Annotated in this window: 22 protein-coding genes; 11 read left to right on the top strand and 11 right to left on the bottom strand. The window is 30.5% G+C overall.

Going from position 1 to position 22,360, the window contains the following annotated elements:
* Window position 1: 1 nt before the first annotated feature.
* The 6 genes from dnaN to IFB02_RS11395 all read right to left on the bottom strand — a co-directional run bounded on the left by dnaN (window position 2) and on the right by IFB02_RS11395 (window position 5,356).
* Window positions 2–1,120, bottom strand: coding sequence for a DNA polymerase III subunit beta (gene dnaN, locus IFB02_RS11370; protein WP_106688465.1), 1,119 nt, complete (start codon window positions 1,118–1,120; stop codon window positions 2–4).
* A gap of 87 nt (window positions 1,121–1,207) precedes the next feature.
* Entirely contained in the window at window positions 1,208–2,875 is a 1,668-nt protein-coding gene (gldG, locus tag IFB02_RS11375; RefSeq protein ID WP_106688466.1) for a gliding motility-associated ABC transporter substrate-binding protein GldG, read from the bottom strand.
* On the bottom strand, window positions 2,868–3,353 hold the full coding sequence (locus IFB02_RS11380) for a hypothetical protein (RefSeq protein WP_106688467.1): 486 nt from the start codon (window positions 3,351–3,353) through the stop codon (window positions 2,868–2,870). Before IFB02_RS11380 ends, gldG begins: the two co-directional genes overlap by 8 nt.
* Window positions 3,350–4,069, bottom strand: a complete 720-nt coding sequence (gene gldF, locus IFB02_RS11385; protein WP_106688468.1) for a gliding motility-associated ABC transporter permease subunit GldF — start codon at window positions 4,067–4,069, stop codon at window positions 3,350–3,352. Before gldF ends, IFB02_RS11380 begins: the two co-directional genes overlap by 4 nt.
* A gap of 141 nt (window positions 4,070–4,210) precedes the next feature.
* A complete protein-coding gene (locus tag IFB02_RS11390) occupies window positions 4,211–4,507 on the bottom strand; it encodes a putative quinol monooxygenase (RefSeq protein ID WP_106688469.1) in 297 nt (98 codons plus the stop codon).
* Window positions 4,508–4,522: 15 nt separating this feature from the next.
* Window positions 4,523–5,356, bottom strand: a complete 834-nt coding sequence (locus tag IFB02_RS11395; protein WP_106688470.1) for an SAM hydrolase/SAM-dependent halogenase family protein — start codon at window positions 5,354–5,356, stop codon at window positions 4,523–4,525.
* Between the two features lie 119 nt (window positions 5,357–5,475).
* Here IFB02_RS11395 and IFB02_RS11400 point away from each other — a divergent pair, with 119 nt between their 5' ends.
* Window positions 5,476–6,429: a PhoH family protein gene (locus IFB02_RS11400; RefSeq protein WP_106688471.1), complete on the top strand. Its 954-nt coding sequence runs from the start codon at window positions 5,476–5,478 to the stop codon at window positions 6,427–6,429.
* Between the two features lie 75 nt (window positions 6,430–6,504).
* Window positions 6,505–7,455: a phosphoribosylaminoimidazolesuccinocarboxamide synthase gene (locus tag IFB02_RS11405; RefSeq protein ID WP_106688472.1), complete on the top strand. Its 951-nt coding sequence runs from the start codon at window positions 6,505–6,507 to the stop codon at window positions 7,453–7,455.
* A gap of 56 nt (window positions 7,456–7,511) precedes the next feature.
* Here the strand turns inward: IFB02_RS11405 and IFB02_RS11410 are convergent, their stop codons facing one another.
* From IFB02_RS11410 to IFB02_RS11425, 4 genes are all read right to left on the bottom strand, one after another.
* Window positions 7,512–7,985 (bottom strand): cupin domain-containing protein, encoded by a 474-nt coding sequence (locus IFB02_RS11410; protein WP_106688473.1) that lies wholly within the window; start codon window positions 7,983–7,985, stop codon window positions 7,512–7,514.
* 46 nt (window positions 7,986–8,031) lie between these two features.
* Window positions 8,032–8,445 (bottom strand): META domain-containing protein, encoded by a 414-nt coding sequence (locus IFB02_RS11415; RefSeq protein WP_106688474.1) that lies wholly within the window; start codon window positions 8,443–8,445, stop codon window positions 8,032–8,034.
* A 24-nt stretch (window positions 8,446–8,469) separates the two neighbouring features.
* Window positions 8,470–9,549, bottom strand: coding sequence for a serine hydrolase domain-containing protein (locus tag IFB02_RS11420; RefSeq protein WP_106688475.1), 1,080 nt, complete (start codon window positions 9,547–9,549; stop codon window positions 8,470–8,472).
* A gap of 159 nt (window positions 9,550–9,708) precedes the next feature.
* Window positions 9,709–10,818 (bottom strand): heparan-alpha-glucosaminide N-acetyltransferase domain-containing protein, encoded by a 1,110-nt coding sequence (locus tag IFB02_RS11425; RefSeq protein WP_223878841.1) that lies wholly within the window; start codon window positions 10,816–10,818, stop codon window positions 9,709–9,711.
* A gap of 50 nt (window positions 10,819–10,868) precedes the next feature.
* Here IFB02_RS11425 and IFB02_RS11430 point away from each other — a divergent pair, with 50 nt between their 5' ends.
* Complete coding sequence (locus IFB02_RS11430) at window positions 10,869–12,239, top strand: alanine/glycine:cation symporter family protein (protein ID WP_106688476.1); 1,371 nt, start codon at window positions 10,869–10,871, stop codon at window positions 12,237–12,239.
* 1 nt (window position 12,240) lies between these two features.
* Here IFB02_RS11430 and IFB02_RS11435 read toward each other — a convergent pair whose 3' ends face one another.
* Window positions 12,241–13,155: an AraC family transcriptional regulator gene (locus IFB02_RS11435; RefSeq protein WP_106688477.1), complete on the bottom strand. Its 915-nt coding sequence runs from the start codon at window positions 13,153–13,155 to the stop codon at window positions 12,241–12,243.
* Between the two features lie 227 nt (window positions 13,156–13,382).
* Between IFB02_RS11435 and IFB02_RS11440 the strand changes: the two genes are divergently transcribed.
* The 8 genes from IFB02_RS11440 to IFB02_RS11475 all read left to right on the top strand — a co-directional run bounded on the left by IFB02_RS11440 (window position 13,383) and on the right by IFB02_RS11475 (window position 22,350).
* Window positions 13,383–14,879, top strand: a complete 1,497-nt coding sequence (locus tag IFB02_RS11440; RefSeq protein WP_106688478.1) for an aldehyde dehydrogenase family protein — start codon at window positions 13,383–13,385, stop codon at window positions 14,877–14,879.
* A gap of 67 nt (window positions 14,880–14,946) precedes the next feature.
* Window positions 14,947–15,300 carry a DUF779 domain-containing protein gene (locus tag IFB02_RS11445; RefSeq protein ID WP_106688479.1) on the top strand — a complete coding sequence of 118 codons (354 nt, stop codon included), beginning with the start codon at window positions 14,947–14,949 and terminating at the stop codon, window positions 15,298–15,300.
* A gap of 202 nt (window positions 15,301–15,502) precedes the next feature.
* Window positions 15,503–15,922 carry a transposase-like zinc-binding domain-containing protein gene (locus IFB02_RS11450; RefSeq protein WP_106688480.1) on the top strand — a complete coding sequence of 140 codons (420 nt, stop codon included), beginning with the start codon at window positions 15,503–15,505 and terminating at the stop codon, window positions 15,920–15,922.
* 113 nt (window positions 15,923–16,035) lie between these two features.
* Complete coding sequence (locus IFB02_RS11455) at window positions 16,036–17,280, top strand: porin (RefSeq protein WP_106688481.1); 1,245 nt, start codon at window positions 16,036–16,038, stop codon at window positions 17,278–17,280.
* Window positions 17,281–17,306: 26 nt separating this feature from the next.
* Window positions 17,307–17,567 (top strand): DUF4212 domain-containing protein, encoded by a 261-nt coding sequence (locus IFB02_RS11460; protein WP_106688482.1) that lies wholly within the window; start codon window positions 17,307–17,309, stop codon window positions 17,565–17,567.
* Window positions 17,568–17,595: 28 nt separating this feature from the next.
* Window positions 17,596–19,362 (top strand): sodium:solute symporter family protein, encoded by a 1,767-nt coding sequence (locus IFB02_RS11465; protein ID WP_106688483.1) that lies wholly within the window; start codon window positions 17,596–17,598, stop codon window positions 19,360–19,362.
* 110 nt (window positions 19,363–19,472) lie between these two features.
* Complete coding sequence (locus IFB02_RS11470; RefSeq protein WP_106688484.1) at window positions 19,473–19,667, top strand: hypothetical protein; 195 nt, start codon at window positions 19,473–19,475, stop codon at window positions 19,665–19,667.
* Window positions 19,660–22,350, top strand: a complete 2,691-nt coding sequence (locus tag IFB02_RS11475) for a sensor histidine kinase (RefSeq protein WP_106688485.1) — start codon at window positions 19,660–19,662, stop codon at window positions 22,348–22,350. The genes IFB02_RS11470 and IFB02_RS11475 overlap by 8 nt, the downstream gene beginning before the upstream one ends.
* Window positions 22,351–22,360 lie beyond the last annotated feature (10 nt).

The raw sequence follows: 22,360 nt of genomic DNA on the forward strand, positions 1-22,360 counted from the left end.
TTTAGCTGTTAAGCATAACAGGCATTACAAGCATTGTTACTTTTTCACCTTCTTCTAAATCATCTATTGGAGTTAAAATTCCAGCTCTATTAGGCATACTTAATTCTAATTGTACATCGTTAGAACTTAAATTGTTTAACATTTCTGTTAAAAATCTAGAGTTAAATCCAATTTGCATGTCATCACCTTGGTAATCACAAGTTAAACGCTCTTCTGCTTTATTAGAGTAGTCAATATCTTCTGCAGAAATATTAAGCTCGGCACCAGCAATTTTAAGTCTAATTTGGTGTGTTGTTTTATTAGAGAAAATACTAACACGACGTACAGAGTTTAAAAACTGCGTACGATCTATAGTTAATTTGTTAGGATTTTCTTTAGGGATAACAGCTTCGTAGTTTGGATATTTCCCATCTATTAAACGACAGATTAATACAGTGTTATCAAACGTGAATTTTGCATTAGAATCGTTATATTCTATAGTTACTTCTTCTTCATTAGCACCTAAAATTCCTTTTAATAAGTTTAAAGGTTTTTTAGGCATAATAAACTCGGCTACTTGAGATGCTTTAACATCTTCTCTAGAATATTTTACAAGTTTGTGAGCATCTGTAGCAACAAACGTTAAACCTTCTGTAGAGAATTGAAAAAATACACCACTCATCACTGGACGTAAATCGTCGTTACCAGCAGCAAAAATAGTTTTGTTAATCGCTGTTGCTAACACATGAGCAGGCATTGCTGTTGCACTTGGATCTTCAAGAGTGACAGCTTTAGGAAACTCGTTACCATCTGCATAGGCTAATGCGTATTTACCGTGGTTAGAACTTATTTCTACTGTGTTATTTTCTTCTATAACAAACGTTAAAGGTTGTTCTGGAAACGTTTTTAAAGTATCTAATAATAAACGTGCAGGAATTGCTACACTACCTTCGTTATCACTTTCTACATCTAAAACAGCAGACATTGTAGTTTCTAAATCACTTGCAGATACTGTTAGTTTAGATTGTTGTAATTCAAATAAAAAATTATCTAAAATTGGAAGCGTATTGGAGTTGTTTATTACACCACCTAAAACTTGTAATTGTTTTAGTAAATAGGTACTTGATACAATAAATTTCATCTATATTAAAATTCGTTAAATTCGGTTAATTGTTGTATTACAAATATATTGCTAATGTGTTTAAAAAGGAAACAAACTTATTAACACTTATTTAGCGTATTTTTTTTGTCTTATATACTTAAATGCTATTCCAAATAATCCAAGTAAAACCAATGGTAGTAAGATGTTTAAGAGTTGCCACTTGGTTTTTTCTTCACTGATTTTTTCTGGATTTAAAAAGGCTACAGCAATTTCTTTAGATCTAATGTTTATAAGTCCATTATCATCAAGTAAATAATTAGCTGCATTTATTAAAAATTCTTTATTACCAAAAACTTGACCTGTCCAGCGATCAAAACCTAATTCTTCTGGACCATTACGACCAACTTCGTTTTTAATTACATCTCCGTCAGATATTACAATCATTTTAGTTGGAATACTTTGATCTTTTGATTGCTTAAAATCAAATGGTTTAACACGGTTTTTGTACACCGATGTAAATTTACCTTCTAATAAAACCGCTAAATTTTGTGATCCATTATTATAAGTTTTTGGATCTTGTTGGTCGTTTACAGATTCTAAACTTACTTCTCTTGGCGTTCCTTCTAATTTAGAAAGTGGCGCACTTTGTAACAATATGGTTTTATGTATGTTATTTTTTAAAGTATCTATTGGATTTGCAAAATCAAACTTGGTATAATTTAAATTGTTAACAATAGGATGACGTGTATTGCCTTGCCCTAAAGGAGAATAGGTCCAAGGAAAATTTTGAAATTGGCTATCACTTCCTTCTCCAGATGCTAATGCAATTGGTGCAGAATACATAGATCTAACAAGTAACGGATTAATTCTAACGCCATATTTAAAGAAAAAATCGGTTAAATTTAAATCTCGTGCAATTGCAACATTTTTACCTAAATCGTTGTAAAGACTATCTTTGTCTATAGCTACTTTATCTATAAGCCAAAGACTTTTTCCACCATTCATAGTGAATTGATCTAGCACAAATTTTTCTTTCTCTGTAAACGCTTCTGTTGGTTTAGTTGCTATTATTAGGTCAAACGTATTTAATTTTTCTAACGTACTAACAGCATTGTTTTCTACACTATCTAATGTAAATGGAGCTATGTAATAATAATCTCTTAAAGCTTTTATATAATCTGCTATATATCTATTTTGAAATTCTCCATTGCCTTTTAAAACCGCTATTTTACGACGTTTAGGATTTACTAATTTACTTAATCCATCTGCAAATGCATATTCTAAATGTTGAACCGAATTTGTGACTAACTCCTGTTGTGTTGCTCCAATTTTGTTTTTAACTAAAGGAATTTTAACCGTTGTGTTATTATAACTTGCTAATGCCCAAGGAAAAATAACTGCTTGACTAGATTTACCATTTTCTTTTACATTTAATTGCATTGGTGTTAATCCTCTTGCATTTAATTGTTTAATGTTTTGGTCTCTAGTATTTTCATCTTCAATAGGATTAATAAATTTAAAACTTATATTATCGTTAAAAGCCGAAAACTCTTCAAGTAGTTGTTTAGTTTCGTTTTTTAAACGTCTAAATTCTGAAGGAAAATCTTCACCTTCTAAAAACACGTCTATAACTACAGGTTTATCTGCTTTTTTTATGATTTCTAAAGCAGAATTATTTAAAGTGTAACGCTTATCTGTAGTTAGGTCAAAACGTTTGTAAATCTTACTACTTATTACATTTATAGCTATTAAGGCTATAACAATTAGGCTAATATGTTTAAGTGTTTTATTCAAATTTTTGTTCTAATTGATAGTTTCTAATAGATTGTAAAGTGTCGTTTTTAAAAACAAATTCTAAACATTCTTGGTCTTTAGTAAATGCACCAGGTTTAAACCCTAAATTGTAATTCCATTTGTCTTCAGAATTTGCTTTGATACTATCGTCCCAACCATACCATTCTGCTTCGCCCAATAATGTTTTAATTTTAGATTTAGGACGACCAATTAAGGTGCTGTCTTGTAATATATCACCCATCATCTCAAAACGTTGTGCAGGATATTCTTCCCAATCTTCTGCATTAAAATATTTTTCGTGATGATAACTACTAAAAATATTTACCATTGGATATAATAAATAAAAGTAGGCAACTGGTGTAAGTATAACTGCAATTATAAAGCTTAACCATTTTTTATTTCCAATGGTTTTTACAAACAGCCAAACTAAGATAAAAGTTATAATAAAAGATATAACTAATGGAATAGTAATAATCATGCGTTTTGACGATTTATATTTGTTGTTGTTAAAACGATAAATAAAAATGTAATACTTAAAAAGTAAATTAAATCTCTAGTGTCTAATACACCACGACTCATACTTTTAAAATGCGCAGACATACCTAAATTATCGATAAAACTACTGGATGTAAAATCTGCAATACCTTCAAAACCAACATAAAAGAAAAAGCATAAAAATACCGCAATAATAAAGGCAACAATTTGGTTGTCTGATAATGTAGAAGCAAATACGCCAATTGCAGTATAAGCAGCTACTAAAAATAGCAATCCAAAATAAGATCCTAATGTACTACCAAAATCTATGTTACCAGTAGGATTACCTAATTGATACACAGTAAAAACGTATAATAACGTTGGTATAAGCGCAATAATAATTAGTATAAATGCACCTAAATATTTACCTAAAACTAATTGAAAAGTACTTATAGGTTTTGTTAGTAAAAGCTCTAAAGTACCTTGTTTTTTTTCGTCACTAAAGCTTTTCATTGTAACAGCAGGAATTAAGAAAATTAATATCCATGGTGCTAATAAGAAAAACGAAGAAAGATCTGCAAAACCGTTATCAAGTATGTTAAACTCGCCTTTAAATAACCATAAAAACAAACCGTTTAACAATAAAAAAATAGCAATAACCAAATACCCAATTGGTGACGCAAAAAATGAGTTAATTTCTTTTTTAAGAATCGCTAACATTAATAAGTTTTAAAGTGTTTAGGTTTTAAGTATTTAAAGTAAAAATGCTTAAAAGTGTAAAGTTAATAGTTTTATTTGTTTTATCATTTAAAGCGCTTTTTTATTCAATTAAGTAATAATTACATTTACTTAATAAATCTTTTATTGCAGCGACGCAATTTTGTCTACGCTCCAAGCTTCAGGTTTAGCATTAAATAAAGGTTTGGTGTTAGCCCAAACACCTTTAAATAATTCAGATTGTCTGTAACGCTCTAAATGGGTTTCACTAGTCCAATAACTATACGTGAAAAACACATTGCTATTGTGTTTGTCTTGATATAATTCTAATAATTGGCAACCTTCAAAAGCTCTAATTTTATGTTTAATAGTTTCAAAATTAGCTTTAAAGGTGTTTATGTTTTCTGGTGCAAAACTTAATTTAACTATTCTAACAAACATTTTAATGATTTAAAATTATTTTAAAAAATTAATGGTAACAGTATCACGTAAACCTAATCCCATAAGCGTACTCGCGCTTCCTACAGTTTGCATATTACTTTTGTAGATGGCGATTTCTAAAAAATTTGAGCTGTTAAAAACTACCAATCCGCGACCTTCGTCATGTCTTTGGTTTTCTGGTAATTCAAAATTTACAATATCACTGTATTTTTTGTGAATAGTTTTAAATTTATAGTTTCTAGCCGAAATCTCGAAAGCACGACCTTTTTGCAACTGTTCAAAAAAAGATTTTCTAATATTAGTAACTACATTACCATAATTATCAATATAAATGATGCTTCCAATAATCTGAGTTTTATCATCATTTACATAAGGGACAAGGTTTTTAATTGGTTTAATTTTATCGATAGGTTTACCAATAACCTCAAGTGTTCCGCCACGAGCAATATGGCATGCAACTTTAACAAACACGTCTAAAACAGGAAAACTAGTTTCGATTTTATCGTGTATATTAATTTCAACAATTTTTTTAGGAGCAATAATATTGGCAATCATACTCATAATTCCATTATTAGCACAAATAAAAAAATGCTCATCAAGCTCTACAGCAATATGTTTGTTTTCTGGATTTAATTCGGAATCTATACCAATTAAATGAATTGTACCTTTAGGAAAACTACTGTAAGCATTTTGGATAATATATGCAGCTTCTGAAATATTAAATGGTGAAACCGAATGCGAGATATCAACAATTCTAACTTCGGGTAACTCACTGTAAATAGCGCCTTTAATTGCGCCAGCAAAGTGGTCTTTTTCTCCAAAATCTGTAGTTAATGTAATGATAGCCATTAATTATTGTTGATATTTTTTTAATATACAACACGCAAAAATTGCGTAAGTTTGTTTAGTAGCATTTGTGCCAACAAAACTAATAAAATTGTATAGATTAATTTAAAATTTAAACGCTTTTGAACGAAATTATTATTGAACTTGAAGAGATTTCTCCAAAAGAATTTTTTGGAACTGGTAATGAAAACATTACAACCATAAAAAAATACTTCCCTAAACTAAAAATTGTAGCTAGAGGAAATAAAATTAAAGCTTATGGCGACGAAGAGCTTTTAGAGGAATTTGATAGGCGTTTAACCATGTTATTTAATCACTTTGGTAAGTACAATAAAATAGACGAAAACACTATAGAACGAGTACTTACAAGCCAAAGTAGTGACGATTATACAACTTCTGAAAAAAGTGGCGAAACTATAGTACATGGTGCTAACGGTAAAATAATTAAAGCCCAAACGGCAAATCAACGTCGTATGGTAGAGTTAATGCGTAAAAACGATATGGTTTTTGCAATTGGTCCAGCAGGAACAGGAAAAACATATACAGGTGTTGCATTAGCAGTACAAGCATTAAAAAATAAAGAGGTAAAACGAATAATTTTAACAAGACCAGCTGTAGAAGCAGGAGAAAATCTTGGGTTTTTACCTGGTGATTTAAAAGAGAAGTTAGATCCTTACATGCAACCATTATACGATGCGTTACGTGATATGATTCCGCCAGAAAAACTAGCTAATTATATAGAAAACGGAACAATACAAATTGCACCATTAGCTTTTATGCGTGGAAGAACATTAGATCACGCATTTGTAATTTTAGACGAAGGTCAAAATACAACACATGCGCAAATGAAAATGTTTTTAACGCGTATGGGTAAAAATGCAAAATTCTTATTAACAGGTGATCCAGGACAAATAGATTTACCACGTCGTACAATTTCTGGGTTAAAAGAAGCTTTGCTAATCTTAAAAAATGTAGAAGGTGTTGGTATTGTTTTCTTAGACGATAAAGATGTAATTAGACACAAATTAGTTAAAAAGATAATTGCTGCTTATAAAAGTATTGAAAACCGAGATTAAACTTAATTAATCTAAGGCTTTTTTGGTCAAACAAATTATCTTTGTTGGCAACAATTAACAACACAACAACTAATAATGAGTAATACAATTATTAAATCCAATTTTAATTTTCCTAATCAAAAAAGTGTTTATAAAGGAAAAGTAAGAGAAGTTTATAATATAAATGACCAAGAATTGGTAATGATTGCAACAGATAGACTAAGTGCTTTTGATGTAGTAATGCCAAAAGGGATACCTTACAAAGGTCAAATACTAAATCAAATTGCTACTAGTATGATGAAAGCAACCGAAGATTTAGTACCTAACTGGTTAACAGCAACGCCAGATCCTAACGTTGCAGTTGGACATTTATGCGAGCCATTTAAAGTAGAAATGGTAATTCGTGGCTATCTTTCTGGTCATGCAGCAAGAGAATATAAAGCTGGAAAACGTACACTTTGTGGTGTTGCTATGCCTGAAGGAATGAAGGAGAATGATAAATTTCCAGAACCTATAATTACACCTGCAACCAAAGCAGAAATGGGTGATCATGACGAAGACATCTCGCGTGAAGATATATTAAAACGTGGTATTGTTAGCGAAGCAGATTACAAAGTTTTAGAAGATTACACACGTAAATTATTTGATAGAGGTACTGAAATTGCTGCAAAACGAGGATTAATTTTAGTAGACACTAAATACGAGTTTGGAAAAACCAAAGACGGTAAAATAGTTTTGATTGACGAGATTCATACACCAGACTCTTCACGATATTTTTACGCCGAAGGTTATCAAGAACGCCAAGATAATAACGAAGCACAAAAACAATTATCTAAAGAGTTTGTACGCCAATGGTTAATTGCAAACAATTTTCAAGGGTTAGAAGGGCAAACTGTACCAGAAATGAGTGATGAGTATATCACATCTGTTTCTGAGCGTTACATTGAATTATACGAAAATATTATGGGCGAAACTTTTGTAAAAGCAGATGTCTCTAACATTGAAAGTAGGATAGAAGCTAATGTGTTAGACTATTTAAACGCTTAAGTTTTAATAAAAACATATAAAAAAAGCTCACTTTTAAGTGAGCTTTTTTATGATTTTTAATCATTTAATTGTTTTGCAGCTTTGTCATAATCTTCTTGAGATAAAACCTTAGTCCAAGTCGTAGGTTGATCTCCGCCATACAAGGCTAGATAAGTGATGTCTTTATGTTTTGAAGAGGCGTGCCAATGCTCAATATCTTTTTCACATTTAATAATATCACCTTCTTTAAGTTTTATTGGATCTTTTCCTAATTCTTGATAATAACCTTCACCAGATACAACAATTAGAACTTGAGAAGAACCATGCTTATGCCAATCTAAGGTAGAATTTGCTTTAAATGTTGCTTTAGTTATGTTATACCCTAAATCTTTATCATTGTTTATTATAGCATTTAACCAAGCTTCTCCTATATAATGTGTATTTGGAGCTTTAAAACCTTCATCTAAATAAGAAGATACTTTATAATCTGGGTTTTGAGCAAATAGTATTCCAGAAGTCAATAAAAATAAACTTAAAAGTGTAGTTTTCATATGAAAAATGTTTTGATTCTTTAAATATAGTAGATTTCTTTAAATTCTATTCTACTTTATTAAAACGAAGTAATGTAACATTATCTAGCATTAAATTTAATTTACCGTCATTATCAAAGCTATAGCGATTTACTTGTCTCATCATTTTTAAAAATGCTTGCTCGCCTTCACCACAAAACATCATTGTTGTTGGATCTGGTTGTCCAAATGAAATAGAATTTTCTTTAAGTGTGTATGCTGCAGAATATCCGTTACAGCTATTGTTTCCTTGGGCTTTTTGTAAGTCTTTGTTAAATTTTATTCGTGGTTTTTTATTTGGATATAAACCATTAAATGCAATTCTTGTTCCAGATATAAACTCTAATTCCCAAGAGGTATCGTATAATGAGGCTTGTTTTGTTGTGCTACAAGAGGTAATTAATAGTATTGATAAAAGGAGTAAGGTTTGATAAATTTTCATTTGGTTTTAAGTTGTTTTAAACGCTTAATTAGTACTTTGTCTACCGTTTTTAATTAATTGATTGTTAATCAGACTGTATTCTTCATAACTGTTATTAGAGAGTATAACGACAAATTCTTCAGATTTAAGGACATAAAGCATAAAATTAATGTAGCCTTGCCAATTACCAGTATGTAAAACGTATTTGCCTAAAGATTTAGATTCTTGAATCATCAACCCAAATCCAGTAGAGCTAGAAATGGCATCTCCAGAAAACATTTTTTCTGTATTTGATTTAGAAATTAGTGTGTTGTTTTTTAAAGCTTTTATCCACTTGTAAAGGTCTGTAGTTGTTGTGTGTATCATTCCATCACCAACAATACCATCATAGATTTTTAATTCGTCATTAAAAAGATAATTAGGTTTGTTTTTATTTCCTTTTTTAAAATAACCTACGGTTAGACTTGAATCATTATCTGGTTTGTAAATACGTCTTACAATTTTAGAGTTGTTCATGTCTAATGGCGTGAATATATTTTTTTGTAAAAACTCTTCAAATGTAGTTTCGCTTAGCTTTTCTACAATAGAAGCAAGAACAACATAGCCAGTATTACTGTATCTGTTCTCTGTTCCCGATTTAAATAATAACGGAAAATTATTAGTTGTTAATAGATTAATTATATCTTGATTAGTAGCTATTTTAGATTGATCCCAATAAGATTTTTTTTCTAAAAAATCCATATAGTCTGGTAATCCTGATTGATGTCTAAGTAGATGTTCTATAGTTATGCCATTATAAGGTAAATTAGGCCATATGGTTTTAATGTCTGTTGTATATTGTAATTTATTTTGTTCTATTAACATTAGTATACTAACAGCAGTAAATTGTTTAGAAAGAGAAGCTAAATCAAATTTTGAGTCATCGTTAAGCTTGATTTCTTTTTCAAAATTAGCATAGCCGTAACTACCTTTAAATACAATACTATCTTTATTTGCATATAGGACATTACCGCTAAATCCGTTGTCTTCGTGCAACTTCATTAAGCTATCTATAGCTTTTAAATTTTGAGATTGAAGGGAGAAATAAAATAAACAGAATACAAGGGTTAGTTGGTTTAATGTCATGATAAATAAATAAAGATTAATAGTCTAGTTGCCAATAAATTAGCTAAACTAATGTAGTTAAAAAATCAATGTAAAAAACATTAAGTTAATTAATTATCTATTTTTGATAGTTCTGTAAAAAGAATATTGATTTTTAAACAAAATCAAGCTAAGAGTAGATTAAACAGTGTCTTTTTTTATCAATTTATCATACAACAATCTTATTTTGTTATAGATGTATTTGTTGGTTTTTGCATAATGAAATGAAATGACGCAAACTACAATCATAAAAATAATAGCACCAATAATAGCTTGGATTGGCGTTAAAGACCTATATAAAAAGTGTTTTAATCCAATGCCTGTAAAACTTCCATAAATAATAATAAAATGGATCACATATATAGATAGTGTTTTTTGTCCGATTTTAGTGATAATAGCTTGTTTTAAAAACTGTTCAAAAGTGTAAAAAATCCCAAAAATCACTAACACATTTCCAAGTCTAGAAAATAAATAGTTGTAATGTGCACTATCATAAAAAAGTTGAATATTAAATAATTCGCTTAAATAAACTAATATTGGCGAAGACCAAAATATTAGGATTAAACCAATGCTTAAAAAACCGAAAATTTTAAATTGTTTGTACCTATATTTTTGACCAAACTTATGAAATAAAACAGCAATGTAAGCACCAAAACAAACATAGCCAAACCATGGAATCATAGTAAAAACAGAGCCATTTTCTTTAGTAATATAATTGGCAATAAATTTAGGTAAACTTTCAATATGTAATGTCCTGTATAAGGGTTCGGTTACAAAAATAAAGCAACCTAAAAGCAGCATTATGATTGCAAATAAAGTTTCTTTTTTACGAGTTAATAAATAAAAGCCAATAAGTAAAATCAGGGATAAACCTATACATTGTAGTACATCTACTACAATAAAATACATATTTATTTTTCCTTGAAACAGACTAATAAAAGAGAAGCGTAACGCATAACCAATACCAATAAGTAGTAATCCTCTGTTAAATCCTTTTTTAATTCTAAAACGGTCTTCATTTTTAGATTTTGCTCTTAAAAGTAAGTACACAAAGACTAGACCTGTTATAGTAAAAAATGTAGGCGCAGTAATACCTCTAAAATATTCCCAAGTATTATAAATAGCGTTAGTTTTATCTCTGTAAATAGGTTGTAATAAAGCGTCTATAAAGTGACCTTGCAACATCATTAGAATAGCAAAAGCTCTAACTGCATCTAAAAAAAAGAGACGTGTAGGTTTCAAAGTGGTCATTAGTTATTAGATTACAAATATATGTATATTTACTAATCAAAATAGTGAGTATGTATAAACAAATTAATGGTTGGGTAGAAGCGTTTTCTTCTGCAGTTTGGGGATTTCCGTTATTAATATTATTAATTGGTGGCGGATTTTACTTATTAATTCTCTCAAGATTTTTACCATTTAGATATTTAGGTCATGCAATTAATGTATTAAGAGGAAAATATGATAGTGATTTAGATGAAGGCGAAATTTCTCATTTTCAAGCCTTAACTACAGCGTTATCTTCCACTATTGGTATGGGTAATATTGCTGGTGTAGCAGTTGCTATAGCATTTGGTGGACCAGGCGCAGTGTTTTGGATGTGGATTAGCGCCATTATAGGTATGTCTACAAAGTTTTTCACCTCTAGTTTGGCTATCATGTTTAGAGGAAAAGATAGTGAAGGTAAAACACAAGGAGGACCAATGTATTTTATTGTTGAAGGTTTGGGTAAATCTTGGAAACCTCTAGCAGTATTTTTTAGTCTTTGCGGACTAATTGGTGCGTTACCTGTTTTTAATGTTAATCAATTAACACAAGCTATTAATGATATAGTATTAATTCCCAACGGATTTGAAGTTAATTTCACCTCAAATTTAGTCATTGGTTTGGTATTAGTAGCGATTACATCGATAGTGATTTTAGGCGGATTAAACCGAATTAGTAAAGTTGCTTCAAAACTAGTTCCAGGAATGGTATTGCTTTATTTTGTGTTGGTGTTTTTCATTTTAATTATAAATATTGAAAGTGTTCCGTATTATTTTAAGCTTATTTTTACAGATGCTTTTACAGCAAGTTTTATTAAAGAAGATGCGCTTTTTGGTGGCGTTGTTGGTACTTTAATTATTCTAGGAATAAAACGTGGTGCATTTAGTAACGAAGCAGGTATTGGTACAGCGCCTTTAGCTCATGGCGCTGCAAAAACCAATCAACCTATTCGTGAAGGGTTAGTAGCTATGCTTGGACCAGCAATAGACACTTTAATAGTTTGTACTTTAACTGCATTAGCCATTTTGGTTACTGGTGTTTGGAAAACAACAGATGCAAATGGTGTAAGTCTTACAGCATCTGCATTTGCAAGTGCTATGCCTGTTTACGGTAAGTATTTATTAATGGCTTGTATTGCAGTGTTTAGTGTGTCTTCCTTATTTTCATATGCGTATTATGGCGGTAAATGCTTATCGTTTTTAATTGGTGCAAAACACCAGCATTACTATAACTATTTCTATATTTTAAGTATTATTATTGGCGCAACAACATCTTTAAGTTTAATGATTAATTTAATAGATGGTGTTTTTGCATTAATGGCAATACCAACAATGACTGCTACGTTGTTATTGGCACCAAAAGTGATGAAAGAAGTAAGGCGTTATGTAAAAACGATAAAGTAGATTATTTATTAACCGACTTTTTAAACTGTGCAGGCGTCATCATTTCCATTTTTTTAAACTGTCTATTAAAATAACTTGTGTTGTTAAAACCAGCTTTAAAGGCAATTTCAGACATTCTAAAATCTTTAGTTTCCTTAATTAATTTTTTTGAGAATTTAATTTTTTCAGAATTTATATAGTCAATAGGAGAGATGCCTAAAGTGTTTTTAAATTTTTTATGAAAATGAGATGTACTCATACAAGCCTTTTCAGCAAGTAAATCTACTGTAATATCTTTATTGGTTAAATTTTGTTTAATATAGTTTATTACCATACCAATTCTGGTATCATTAAACATATTTTGATCACTTAGTAGTAATGTTTTGGCTTTGGTTTGTAATAACCTTACAATTAATTCTTGGATCATTAAATCAAGCAATACATCTTTAGAAGTGTTATTGTTTGTAAACGTATAAACTAAGCGTTCAATAAGATGATTAACTTCATTATTATTAGTTAGATGATTAGTGTTTTTGTCTATTGACCAATTATTGTTTTCGTTTTCTATACTAACATGATGGTTAAACTTATCTACAACTTCAATAATTTTTGTACTATCAATACCTAAGGCTAAACATTGTGTTGGATCATCTTCTTTAGCTAAAGGAAAATCAATCACCATTTCTTTATTAGTAGGCATGACAACAGATTCTCCAGGAAAAAAATCAAAAGAAGGCATGCCATCTATATGCATAATTTTTTTACCGGTAAGCATACTGGCAATAATAGGAAAATCAAAAGTTAACGATACTTTTTCTGCGTATTTATGGGTTTCATAAATATTAAGTTCGGCAAACTCGGCATTATAAGTCGTTCTGTTTTCTACTAAAGTAGTTAGTTTTCTATGTTGTTTATGTTTACTTAACAAGTGGCTCATATTCAATAATACAAAAAATAGAAATTGAAATTTCCTAAATAATAGAATAGTGTTACAATTTAATAAATATGTTCAATTTTTTAAGAATCTAACAAAATAACTTTACAAAAATTACTAAAAACACATTTTATCAAGTTTAAATTTATTGATACAACAATAAAACAATGAAAATGTTAATAGCTTAATTTTTAAATAATTGAAAACTAATTAAAACTAAATAAATAATTATGAGTTACTCAAAACCTAAATTTAAAGCTTCTTACGGAAACTTTATTAACGGAAAATTTGTAGAGCCAATAGATGGTCAATATTTCGAAAACAAATCTCCAATAGATAATACGTTAATAGCAAAATACCCAAGATCTCAAAAAGAAGATATAGAAATGGCTTTAGATGCAGCCAATGCAGCAAAAGAAGCTTGGGGAAATACTTCGGTAACAGAAAGAGCAACACTATTAAATAAAGTTGCAGATATAATTGAAGCTAATTTAGAAGAGTTTGCTTTAGTAGAAACTTGTGATAATGGTAAACCAATACGTGAGACTTTAAATGCAGATGTGCCATTATCTGTAGACCATTGGCGTTATTTTGCATCTTGTATTCGTGCCGAAGAAGGTAGCGCAACAGAGCTTGATCAAAATACCTTATCAATGAATATTAAGGAGCCATTAGGTGTTGTTGGACAAATTATTCCTTGGAATTTTCCATTATTAATGTTGTCTTGGAAGTTGCCACCAGCATTAGCAACAGGTAACTGTGTGGTATTAAAACCTGCAGAACAAACACCATCTTCAGCTACTTTATTAATGGAAAAAATAGCCGATGTTTTTCCTCCAGGAGTTATCAACGTAGTTCATGGTTTTGGTCCAGAAGCAGGTAAGCCTTTAGCATCTAGCTCTAAAGTAGATAAAGTAGCCTTTACAGGAGAAACAACAACAGGACAGTTAATTATGCAATATGCATCTAAAAACTTAAATCCTGTAACAATGGAATTAGGTGGTAAGTCGCCAAACATATTCTTTAATAGTGTAATGGATCATGATGATGCCTTTTTGGATAAAGCTATAGAAGGCGCTGTGTTATTCGCCTTTAATCAAGGAGAAGTATGTACATGTCCATCACGTATTTTAGTACAAGAAGATATTTATGATAAGTTTATGGAGCGTGTTGTAGCGCGTACCAAAGCAATAGTGCAAACCAGTCCTTATAGTACAGATTGTATGGTTGGTGCACAAGCATCTAACGATCAATACGAAAAAATTCAATCTTATATTAAAATAGGTGAAGAAGAAGGAGCAAAAGTACTTTGTGGTGGCGATGCTAATAAAGAAGGCGATTTAGCAAACGGATTCTTCATCCAGCCAACAATATTAGAAGGTCATAATAAAATGAGAGTGTTCCAAGAAGAAATTTTTGGTCCAGTAGTTTGTGTAACTAAATTTAAAGATGAAGCCGAAGCTTTAGAGATCGCTAACGATACACTTTACGGTTTAGGTGCTGGTGTTTGGACACGTGATGCACACCAATTATATCAAATACCACGAGCAATAAAAGCAGGTCGTGTTTGGGTAAATTGTTACCATGCTTATCCAGCACATGCACCATTTGGTGGATATAAAAAATCTGGTTTTGGTAGAGAAACACATCAAATGATGATGAGTCACTACCGTCAAACTAAAAATATGTTAATCTCTTACGATAAGAATAAATTAGGATTCTTTTAGTAGAAATTAATAATAGCGGGAAAAGACTGAATACAATAAATTCAGTCTTTTTTATAAATTTAAACCTATGCAAAGGATAGATATAACAGAAAAAGCTGCAGAAGTTGTAAAACAACTACAACAAAAGCATGGTGAATTAATTTTTCATCAAAGTGGCGGATGTTGTGATGGATCTGCACCAATGATCTTTGAAAAAGAAGATATGTATTTAGATGAAAGTGATATTCAACTAGGAACTATAGTAGATGTCCCTTTTTATATGAATAAAGATCAATTTGAATATTGGAAGCATACACATTTAACTGTAGATATAACTGAAGGAAGAGGCGCAAGTTTTTCTTTAGAAATTCCGTTAGGGTTACGATTTATAATTCATTCTCGCATATTAACAACAGAAGAAGATAAGTATTTTAATCCATGAATAAATAGTTAGTTTAATATTAAATTGTGGATAAACCCTGTAAAATTAAAATTTACAGGGTTTTGTTTTTTATTCATTTATAGGGTTAAAATATTGCATACTTAATATTTTGTGATTTATAAAATTGTGATAAGCTTAAAAATTTACCTTAAAAATTGTAATTATATTGCTAAAATGATATATTTATGCTAAAATAATATATATGACTGTAGATTTATGTCCAAATTGTGGATCTGACCATTACATTAAAAGCGGAATAGTAAACAATAGACAGCGTTATAAATGTAAAAAATGCAACTATTTTTTTTCTGTTAATAAAATAGGGAAGAAGATAGACGATTATTACGTTAACAAATCCTTACAGTTGTATTTAGAAGGGTTAACGTATAGAGAAATAGAACGCATTTTAGGTGTGTCACACGTTAGTATTATGAATTGGGTAAAAAAATACAATATAAAACGACCATATAATTCTAATTATCATCCAACTTATAAAATTTTAAATGCTTCCGAGTTAGGTGTTTACTTTCAAAATCCAAATAATATAAAAGGTGCTGGCGTAGTAGTGACAGAGCTTGGAGATAAATTTATGCTAATTAAATGGGAACGTTTTAAAGATTAGTATATAAAATTAACAGATATATATATTAATTTTCTGTTAACACATACTTTTTTAGAGCTTAGTAGTGCACACAAAACCAATATTAAATTATTCACTAACTAACTCTTTAAATTATGAGAAAACAAACTTTCTTATTTTTATTGGCAGCTGTATTAGCTATACCATTTTTAGGTTATAGTCAAGAAGCAGAAAAAAAAGAAGAAGACCATTCTTACAAGCCATTAAAAATTAATCTTAACGAAGATGGCAGTAAATACATTAGATTTATTACTTGGCATCAATTATGGTTAGAAGCCAATAGTAATCAAAAAGGTTTACGTCATTCTATTAGAAGATCTCGATTATTAGCTTACGCACAAATTTCACCTCGTTTTTTAATTTTAACTCATTTTGGACTTAATAGTTTAAGTGCAGACAAATTAAGTGCAAATCCAAACTCTCAAACAGGAAATAATAGTAGTTTATTGTTTTTACATGATGCTTGGGCAGAGTTTGCTATAGAACCAGGAAAACTTCATGTTGGTTCTGGATTGCATTACTGGAATGGTATTTCAAGATTATCAAATCAAAGTACCTTAAATATGATGACTTTAGATAATCCTGGTGCTGGTAATTCTGATGTTAGATTATTTCCTTGGAACAATATCACAACAAGTGATCAATTTGCACGTCATTTAGGGATTTATGCTAAAGGTTCTTTAGGGAAATTTAGCTATCGCGTTGCTGCAAATAATGCGAGAACAAATATTGGTACTTTAGGCGCTGCGCCTACCTATCAAGTAGATAATTCTGTTGGTACTGGAGTATGGAATTATGCAGGTTATTTTAAATATGACATTTTTGACAAAGAGTCTGATAAATTACCTTACCTAGTAGGAACTTACTTAGGTAAGAAAAAGGTTTTAAGCTTAGGTGCAGGATTTTTCCATCATCCAGATGCATTAGCGGTTAATGATATTAATAATAGAGAATCTGTCACTCACTTTGCAGTAGATGCGTTTTATGATGCACCATTAAACAAAGATTTGGCAATAAGCGCGTTAGGTGCATATTATAACTATAATTATGGTGATACAGATGGATTTAGTACAGGTGGATTAGTACCATCTTCTGGTACTGTAGTACACGGTCAAGTTGGGTTATTATTCAGAAATTATAATATAATGCCTTACGTTACTTACAATACTGCAAATATGGATTTTACACCTAATTCTAGTGACGAGTTAGGCTTAGGATTAAACTATTACATAAACGGACATTTTGCAAAAATCACAGCAGAATATACCACAGGAACTAAAGGCGCTAATGGAGCAGAATCTTCAAATATCTTTAGACTTCAAACACATATTTTTCTATAAAAAACTAACTATAATTTAATAAGATTATGTCAGATAAACAAAAACACGCTACAGCGTATTGGAAAGAAAACCTAAAGTATTTAATCATACTACTTGTAATATGGTTTGTAGTGTCTTACGGTTGCGGAATTTTATTTAAAGATGCTTTAAATGAAATAAGACTTGGTGGATTTAAGCTAGGTTTTTGGTTCGCCCAACAGGGATCAATTTATGTATTCGTAATCCTAATTTTCGTTTACGTAAGAATTATGAACAAATTAGATAAAAAATACGGTTTCGACGAGTAAGCCTTAACTAACTTTAAAATAAAACATTATGAGTGTACAAACTTGGACATGGATATTAGTAGGGCTAACATTTGCTCTGTATTTCGGAATTGCAATTTGGGCTAGAGCCGGCTCAACCAAAGATTTTTATGTTGCTGGCGGAGGCGTTTCTCCTTTAGCAAACGGTATGGCTACAGCTGCAGATTGGATGAGTGCAGCATCTTTTATTAGTATGGCAGGGATAATTTCTTTTGCTGGATACGACGGATCGGTTTACCTTATGGGTTGGACTGGAGGATATGTACTTCTAGCATTATTACTCGCACCATACTTAAGAAAATTTGGAAAATTTACAGTGCCAGATTTTATTGGTGATAGATATTACTCTAATACGGCACGAACTGTAGCAGTTATATGTGCTTTAATCGTATCTTTTACTTACGTTGCTGGTCAAATGCGTGGTGTAGGAATAGTATTTTCACAGTTTTTACAAGTAGATATTAACTTAGGTGTTATAATTGGTATGGCTGTAGTACTAACATTTGCTTTGTTAGGAGGAATGAAAGGTATTACCTATACGCAAGTAGCACAATATTGTGTATTAATATTTGCATTTATGGTTCCTGCATTTTTTATCTCGATGCAAATGACGGGTAATATTATTCCTCAAATAGGAATGGGAGGAACTGTAGAAGGCGGAGAATTTTTATTAGATAAATTAGACGCATTACATACGCAATTAGGATTTAACGAGTATACAAGTGGAACAAAATCTACTTGGGATGTTTTTGCTATAACTTTAGCGTTAATGACTGGTACAGCAGGATTACCACACGTTATTGTACGTTTTTTCACTGTACCTAAGGTAAAAGACGCACGTAAATCTGCTGGTTTAGCATTATTATTTATTGCTATACTTTACACAACAGCGCCTGCAATTGCAGTATTTTCTAGAACTAATTTAATTGAAACTGTTAGTAATAAAGAATATTCTGATATTCCTGAATGGTTTAAAAATTGGGAAAATACAGGTTTAATTGCTTGGGCTGATAAAAATGGAGATGGTAAAATACAATATGTAGCTGGTAATGCTTTAGAAGGAAAAAAACCAGCGTATACTGATGCAAGAGGAGAATTTGGCCAAAGAATGATCTCTAATGCAAATACTGCTGAAAATGAACTGTATGTAGATAGAGATATTATGGTACTTGCAAATCCAGAAATTGCAAATCTGCCTAATTGGGTAATAGCACTTGTTGCAGCAGGAGGATTAGCAGCAGCATTGTCTACTGCAGCAGGATTACTTTTAGTAATTTCAACTTCAATTTCTCACGATTTAATTAAAAAACAATTAAAACCAGATATTTCAGACAAAGCCGAATTAACTTGGGCAAGAATTTCAATTTTTATAGCAATTTTAATTGCTGGTTACTTTGGTATTAATCCACCAGGTTTTGTAGCAGCAGTAGTCGCCTTAGCATTTGGTCTTGCAGCAGCATCATTCTTCCCAGCTATTATTTTAGGAATTTTTGACAAACGTATGAATAGTCAAGGTGCAATTTCTGGAATGGTTGTAGGTATTGTTTTAATGCTATTCTATATGATGAAATTTAAATTAAACATGTTTGGTGGCGGAACTGCAGAAGATTGGTGGTTTGGTACATCACCAGAAGGATTTGGGACTATTGCAATGTGTGTTAATGTAGTTATTTCTGTAGTAGTTTCTAGATTAACTCCTGCGCCGCCTCAAGATGTTCAAGATATGGTAGAAAATATAAGAATACCTTCTGGAGCAGGTGAAGCTTCAGCCCATTAGAATTGTTCTTAATCTAAAAATTAGAAGAGCATATTTTTAATTTAGTTAGTTAAATCAGCATTACTTTGGTAGTGCTGATTTTTATTATATTAGTAACAACTTATTAACTAATGAAAAAAAGACACGAGCAAAAACTTGTAGTATTATCTATCACATTATTTTTATTATTTAATGTGCCTTTTGTGTTAATCTTTAATAAAGAAGGACAAGTATTTGGTATTCCAATATTTTACTTCTGTATTTTTTTAGTATGGTTGCTTTCTGTAATTATTTCTTTTATTGTTTTAAAACGTCATTATGAGTAATTACGCACTAGTAATAATAATTGTAATTTACCTTGCTGTCTTATTTTACATTGCATTTATTGCCGAAAAAAAGCGTCAAAGTAAATGGGTAAATAATCCATACGTTTATACTTTATCTTTAGCAGTTTATTGTTCTGCTTGGACATATTACGGTAGTATTGGTATTGCTGCAAATTCTGGAATTAACTTTTTACCAATTTATTTAGGACCAATTATCGCTGCACCTTTATGGATAGTCGTTCTTAGAAAAATTATTAGGATTTCTAAACAACATAAAATTTCTTCTATAGCAGATTTTATCTCTTTGCGTTACGGAAATAATAGATTTTTAGGTGCTTTAGTAACCATAATTTGTTTGTTTGGTACGTTGCCATATATATCGTTGCAATTAAAAGCAGTTTCGGAGACTTTTGAGATCATGTCTGATGAGACAAGTTATATTTCGACTACAATATTAGACGATTCTACATTTTACGTTGCTTTGCTTTTAGCAATTTTTGCAGCTTTTTTTGGTACACAAAACACAGATGCATCAGAGAAGCATAAAGGTATAATTGCGTCTGTTGCTTTCGAGTCTATTTTAAAATTAGTCTTCTTTCTTATCGTTGGACTTTATGTGACTTTTTATCTGTTTGATGGTACTTCAGATATTTACAATAAAATTTCGGCAGTAAAAGATTTAAAGCCTTTAACAACTTTAGATTCTTTAGAAGAAGGTTTTAATTGGGCTTTTACTATGGGATTATCCTTTATGGCTATCTTTTTATTGCCTAGACAATTTCAGGTTTCTGTTTTAGAGAATAATCGCGAAAAACATTTAAAGCAAGCCATTTGGATGTTTCCTTTGTATTTGTTGCTTTTTAATGTGTTTGTAATTTTTATTGCTTGGGCAGGAGAATTAACGTTTAACCAAAGTGTAAATGCAGAGTATTTTACATTGCTTTTACCATTGGAACAAAACCATTCTTTCCTTGCAACATTAGTGTTTCTTGGAGGTTTTTCGGCAGTAATATCTATGGTTATTGTTTCTACTTTGGCATTATCTACTATGGTTAGTAACAACTTAATTATTCCTTATGGTTTTTTAGATAAATTCATTAAAAATCAGCCAGAACGAAATTCTAAATACATTAAAAATATTAGAAGGATTTCTATATTCTCCATAATTATTATCGCCTATTTTTTCTACGTGTCTTTTTCTAGAGAATTATCGCTGTATTCTATAGGATTAATTTCGTTTACCATAATAGCACAATTAGCACCTTCTTTTTTTATTGGCTTATATTGGAATCGTGGCTCTGCAAAAGCTGCAATTATAGGTATGTTAGTTGGTGTTTCAGTCGTAACCTATACGCTAATTTTACCATTTGTTTTAAAAGCTTATACAGGTACAGATTATTTTACAGACCAAGGATTATTTGGTATAAATTTATTAAAACCTTATGCGCTTTTTGGTTTAGATTTTCTAAGTCCGCCAGCGCATGCATTTTTTTGGAGTATGTCTGTAAACTTGCTATGTTATTTAATATTTTCTTTAATATATAAAGGAAATTATAGAGAAAGAAATTATGCCGAAATGTACGTAGATAGTAAAAACTTTACCACATTACAAGATAGTGCTTTAGTCTGGAAAGGAGAAGCGTATGTTAATGATATAAAAAATGTTTTAGTTCGGTTTTTGGGAGAAAAACGCGCTAATCGTGCATTAAATATCTTTTTCACTAAATATAAACTTCCGCAGGATACACAATTAGCAGATGCAAGATTGATTAATTTTTCAGAAAAATTGTTAACAGGAAGTATTGGTTCTGCTTCAGCTAAAATATTAATAGCAAGTGTTGTAAAAGAAGAACAAATTAGTTTAGTAGAAGTACTTAAGATTTTAGAAGAATCTAAAGAAAACATAGTAAACAATAAAGTGCTTTTAGAAAAGTCCGAACAATTATCGCAATTATCTTCGCAGTTAAAAGAAGCAAATAACGAGTTAATAATTAAAGATAAACAAAAGGACGAATTTTTAGATACCGTTGCGCATGAGCTTAAAACTCCAATTACAGGAATACGAGCTGCAACAGAGTTATTAATGGATGAAGAAGATGAAATGGCTAAAGAAATTAAGCAGCAGTTTTTAAAAAATATACTTCAGGATTCCGATCGTTTAGGACGATTAATCAATAATATTTTAGATTTTGAAAAGCTTGAAACAGGAAGGTTAAATCTAGATGTTAGGCAAAATGATATTTCAAAAACTATCAAAAAAGCAGTCGCGTCTATACATCATATTGCAGCTAAAAAAAATGTACAGATTAGTATTAAAAATCCGCATTCAATTAAATTAAACTATGATGAAGATAGGATTTTACAAGTGTTAACTAATTTACTATCTAATGCGATAAAGTTTGCAGATAAAAACTCCGGTAAAATTATAGTAGATTACAAGCTTAGTAATAGTAAAATAGAAGTAAGTATAAGCGATAACGGTAAAGGTATTCCTCAAGAAGATCATGACTATATTTTTGATAAATTTTACCAATCGCAACATCAAAATACCATTAAACCGCAAGGAAGCGGATTAGGATTAGCAATCACCAAACAAATTATAGAAAAACACAACGGAAAAATTTGGGCTAAAAAAGGCTTAAAAAATGGCGCAACACTTGTTTTTACGTTACCTTTTAAGTAAATTTATCCTA

Origin of the sequence: Mesoflavibacter profundi (assembly GCF_014764305.1) — a bacterium.
Lineage (GTDB): Bacteria > Bacteroidota > Bacteroidia > Flavobacteriales > Flavobacteriaceae > Mesoflavibacter > Mesoflavibacter profundi.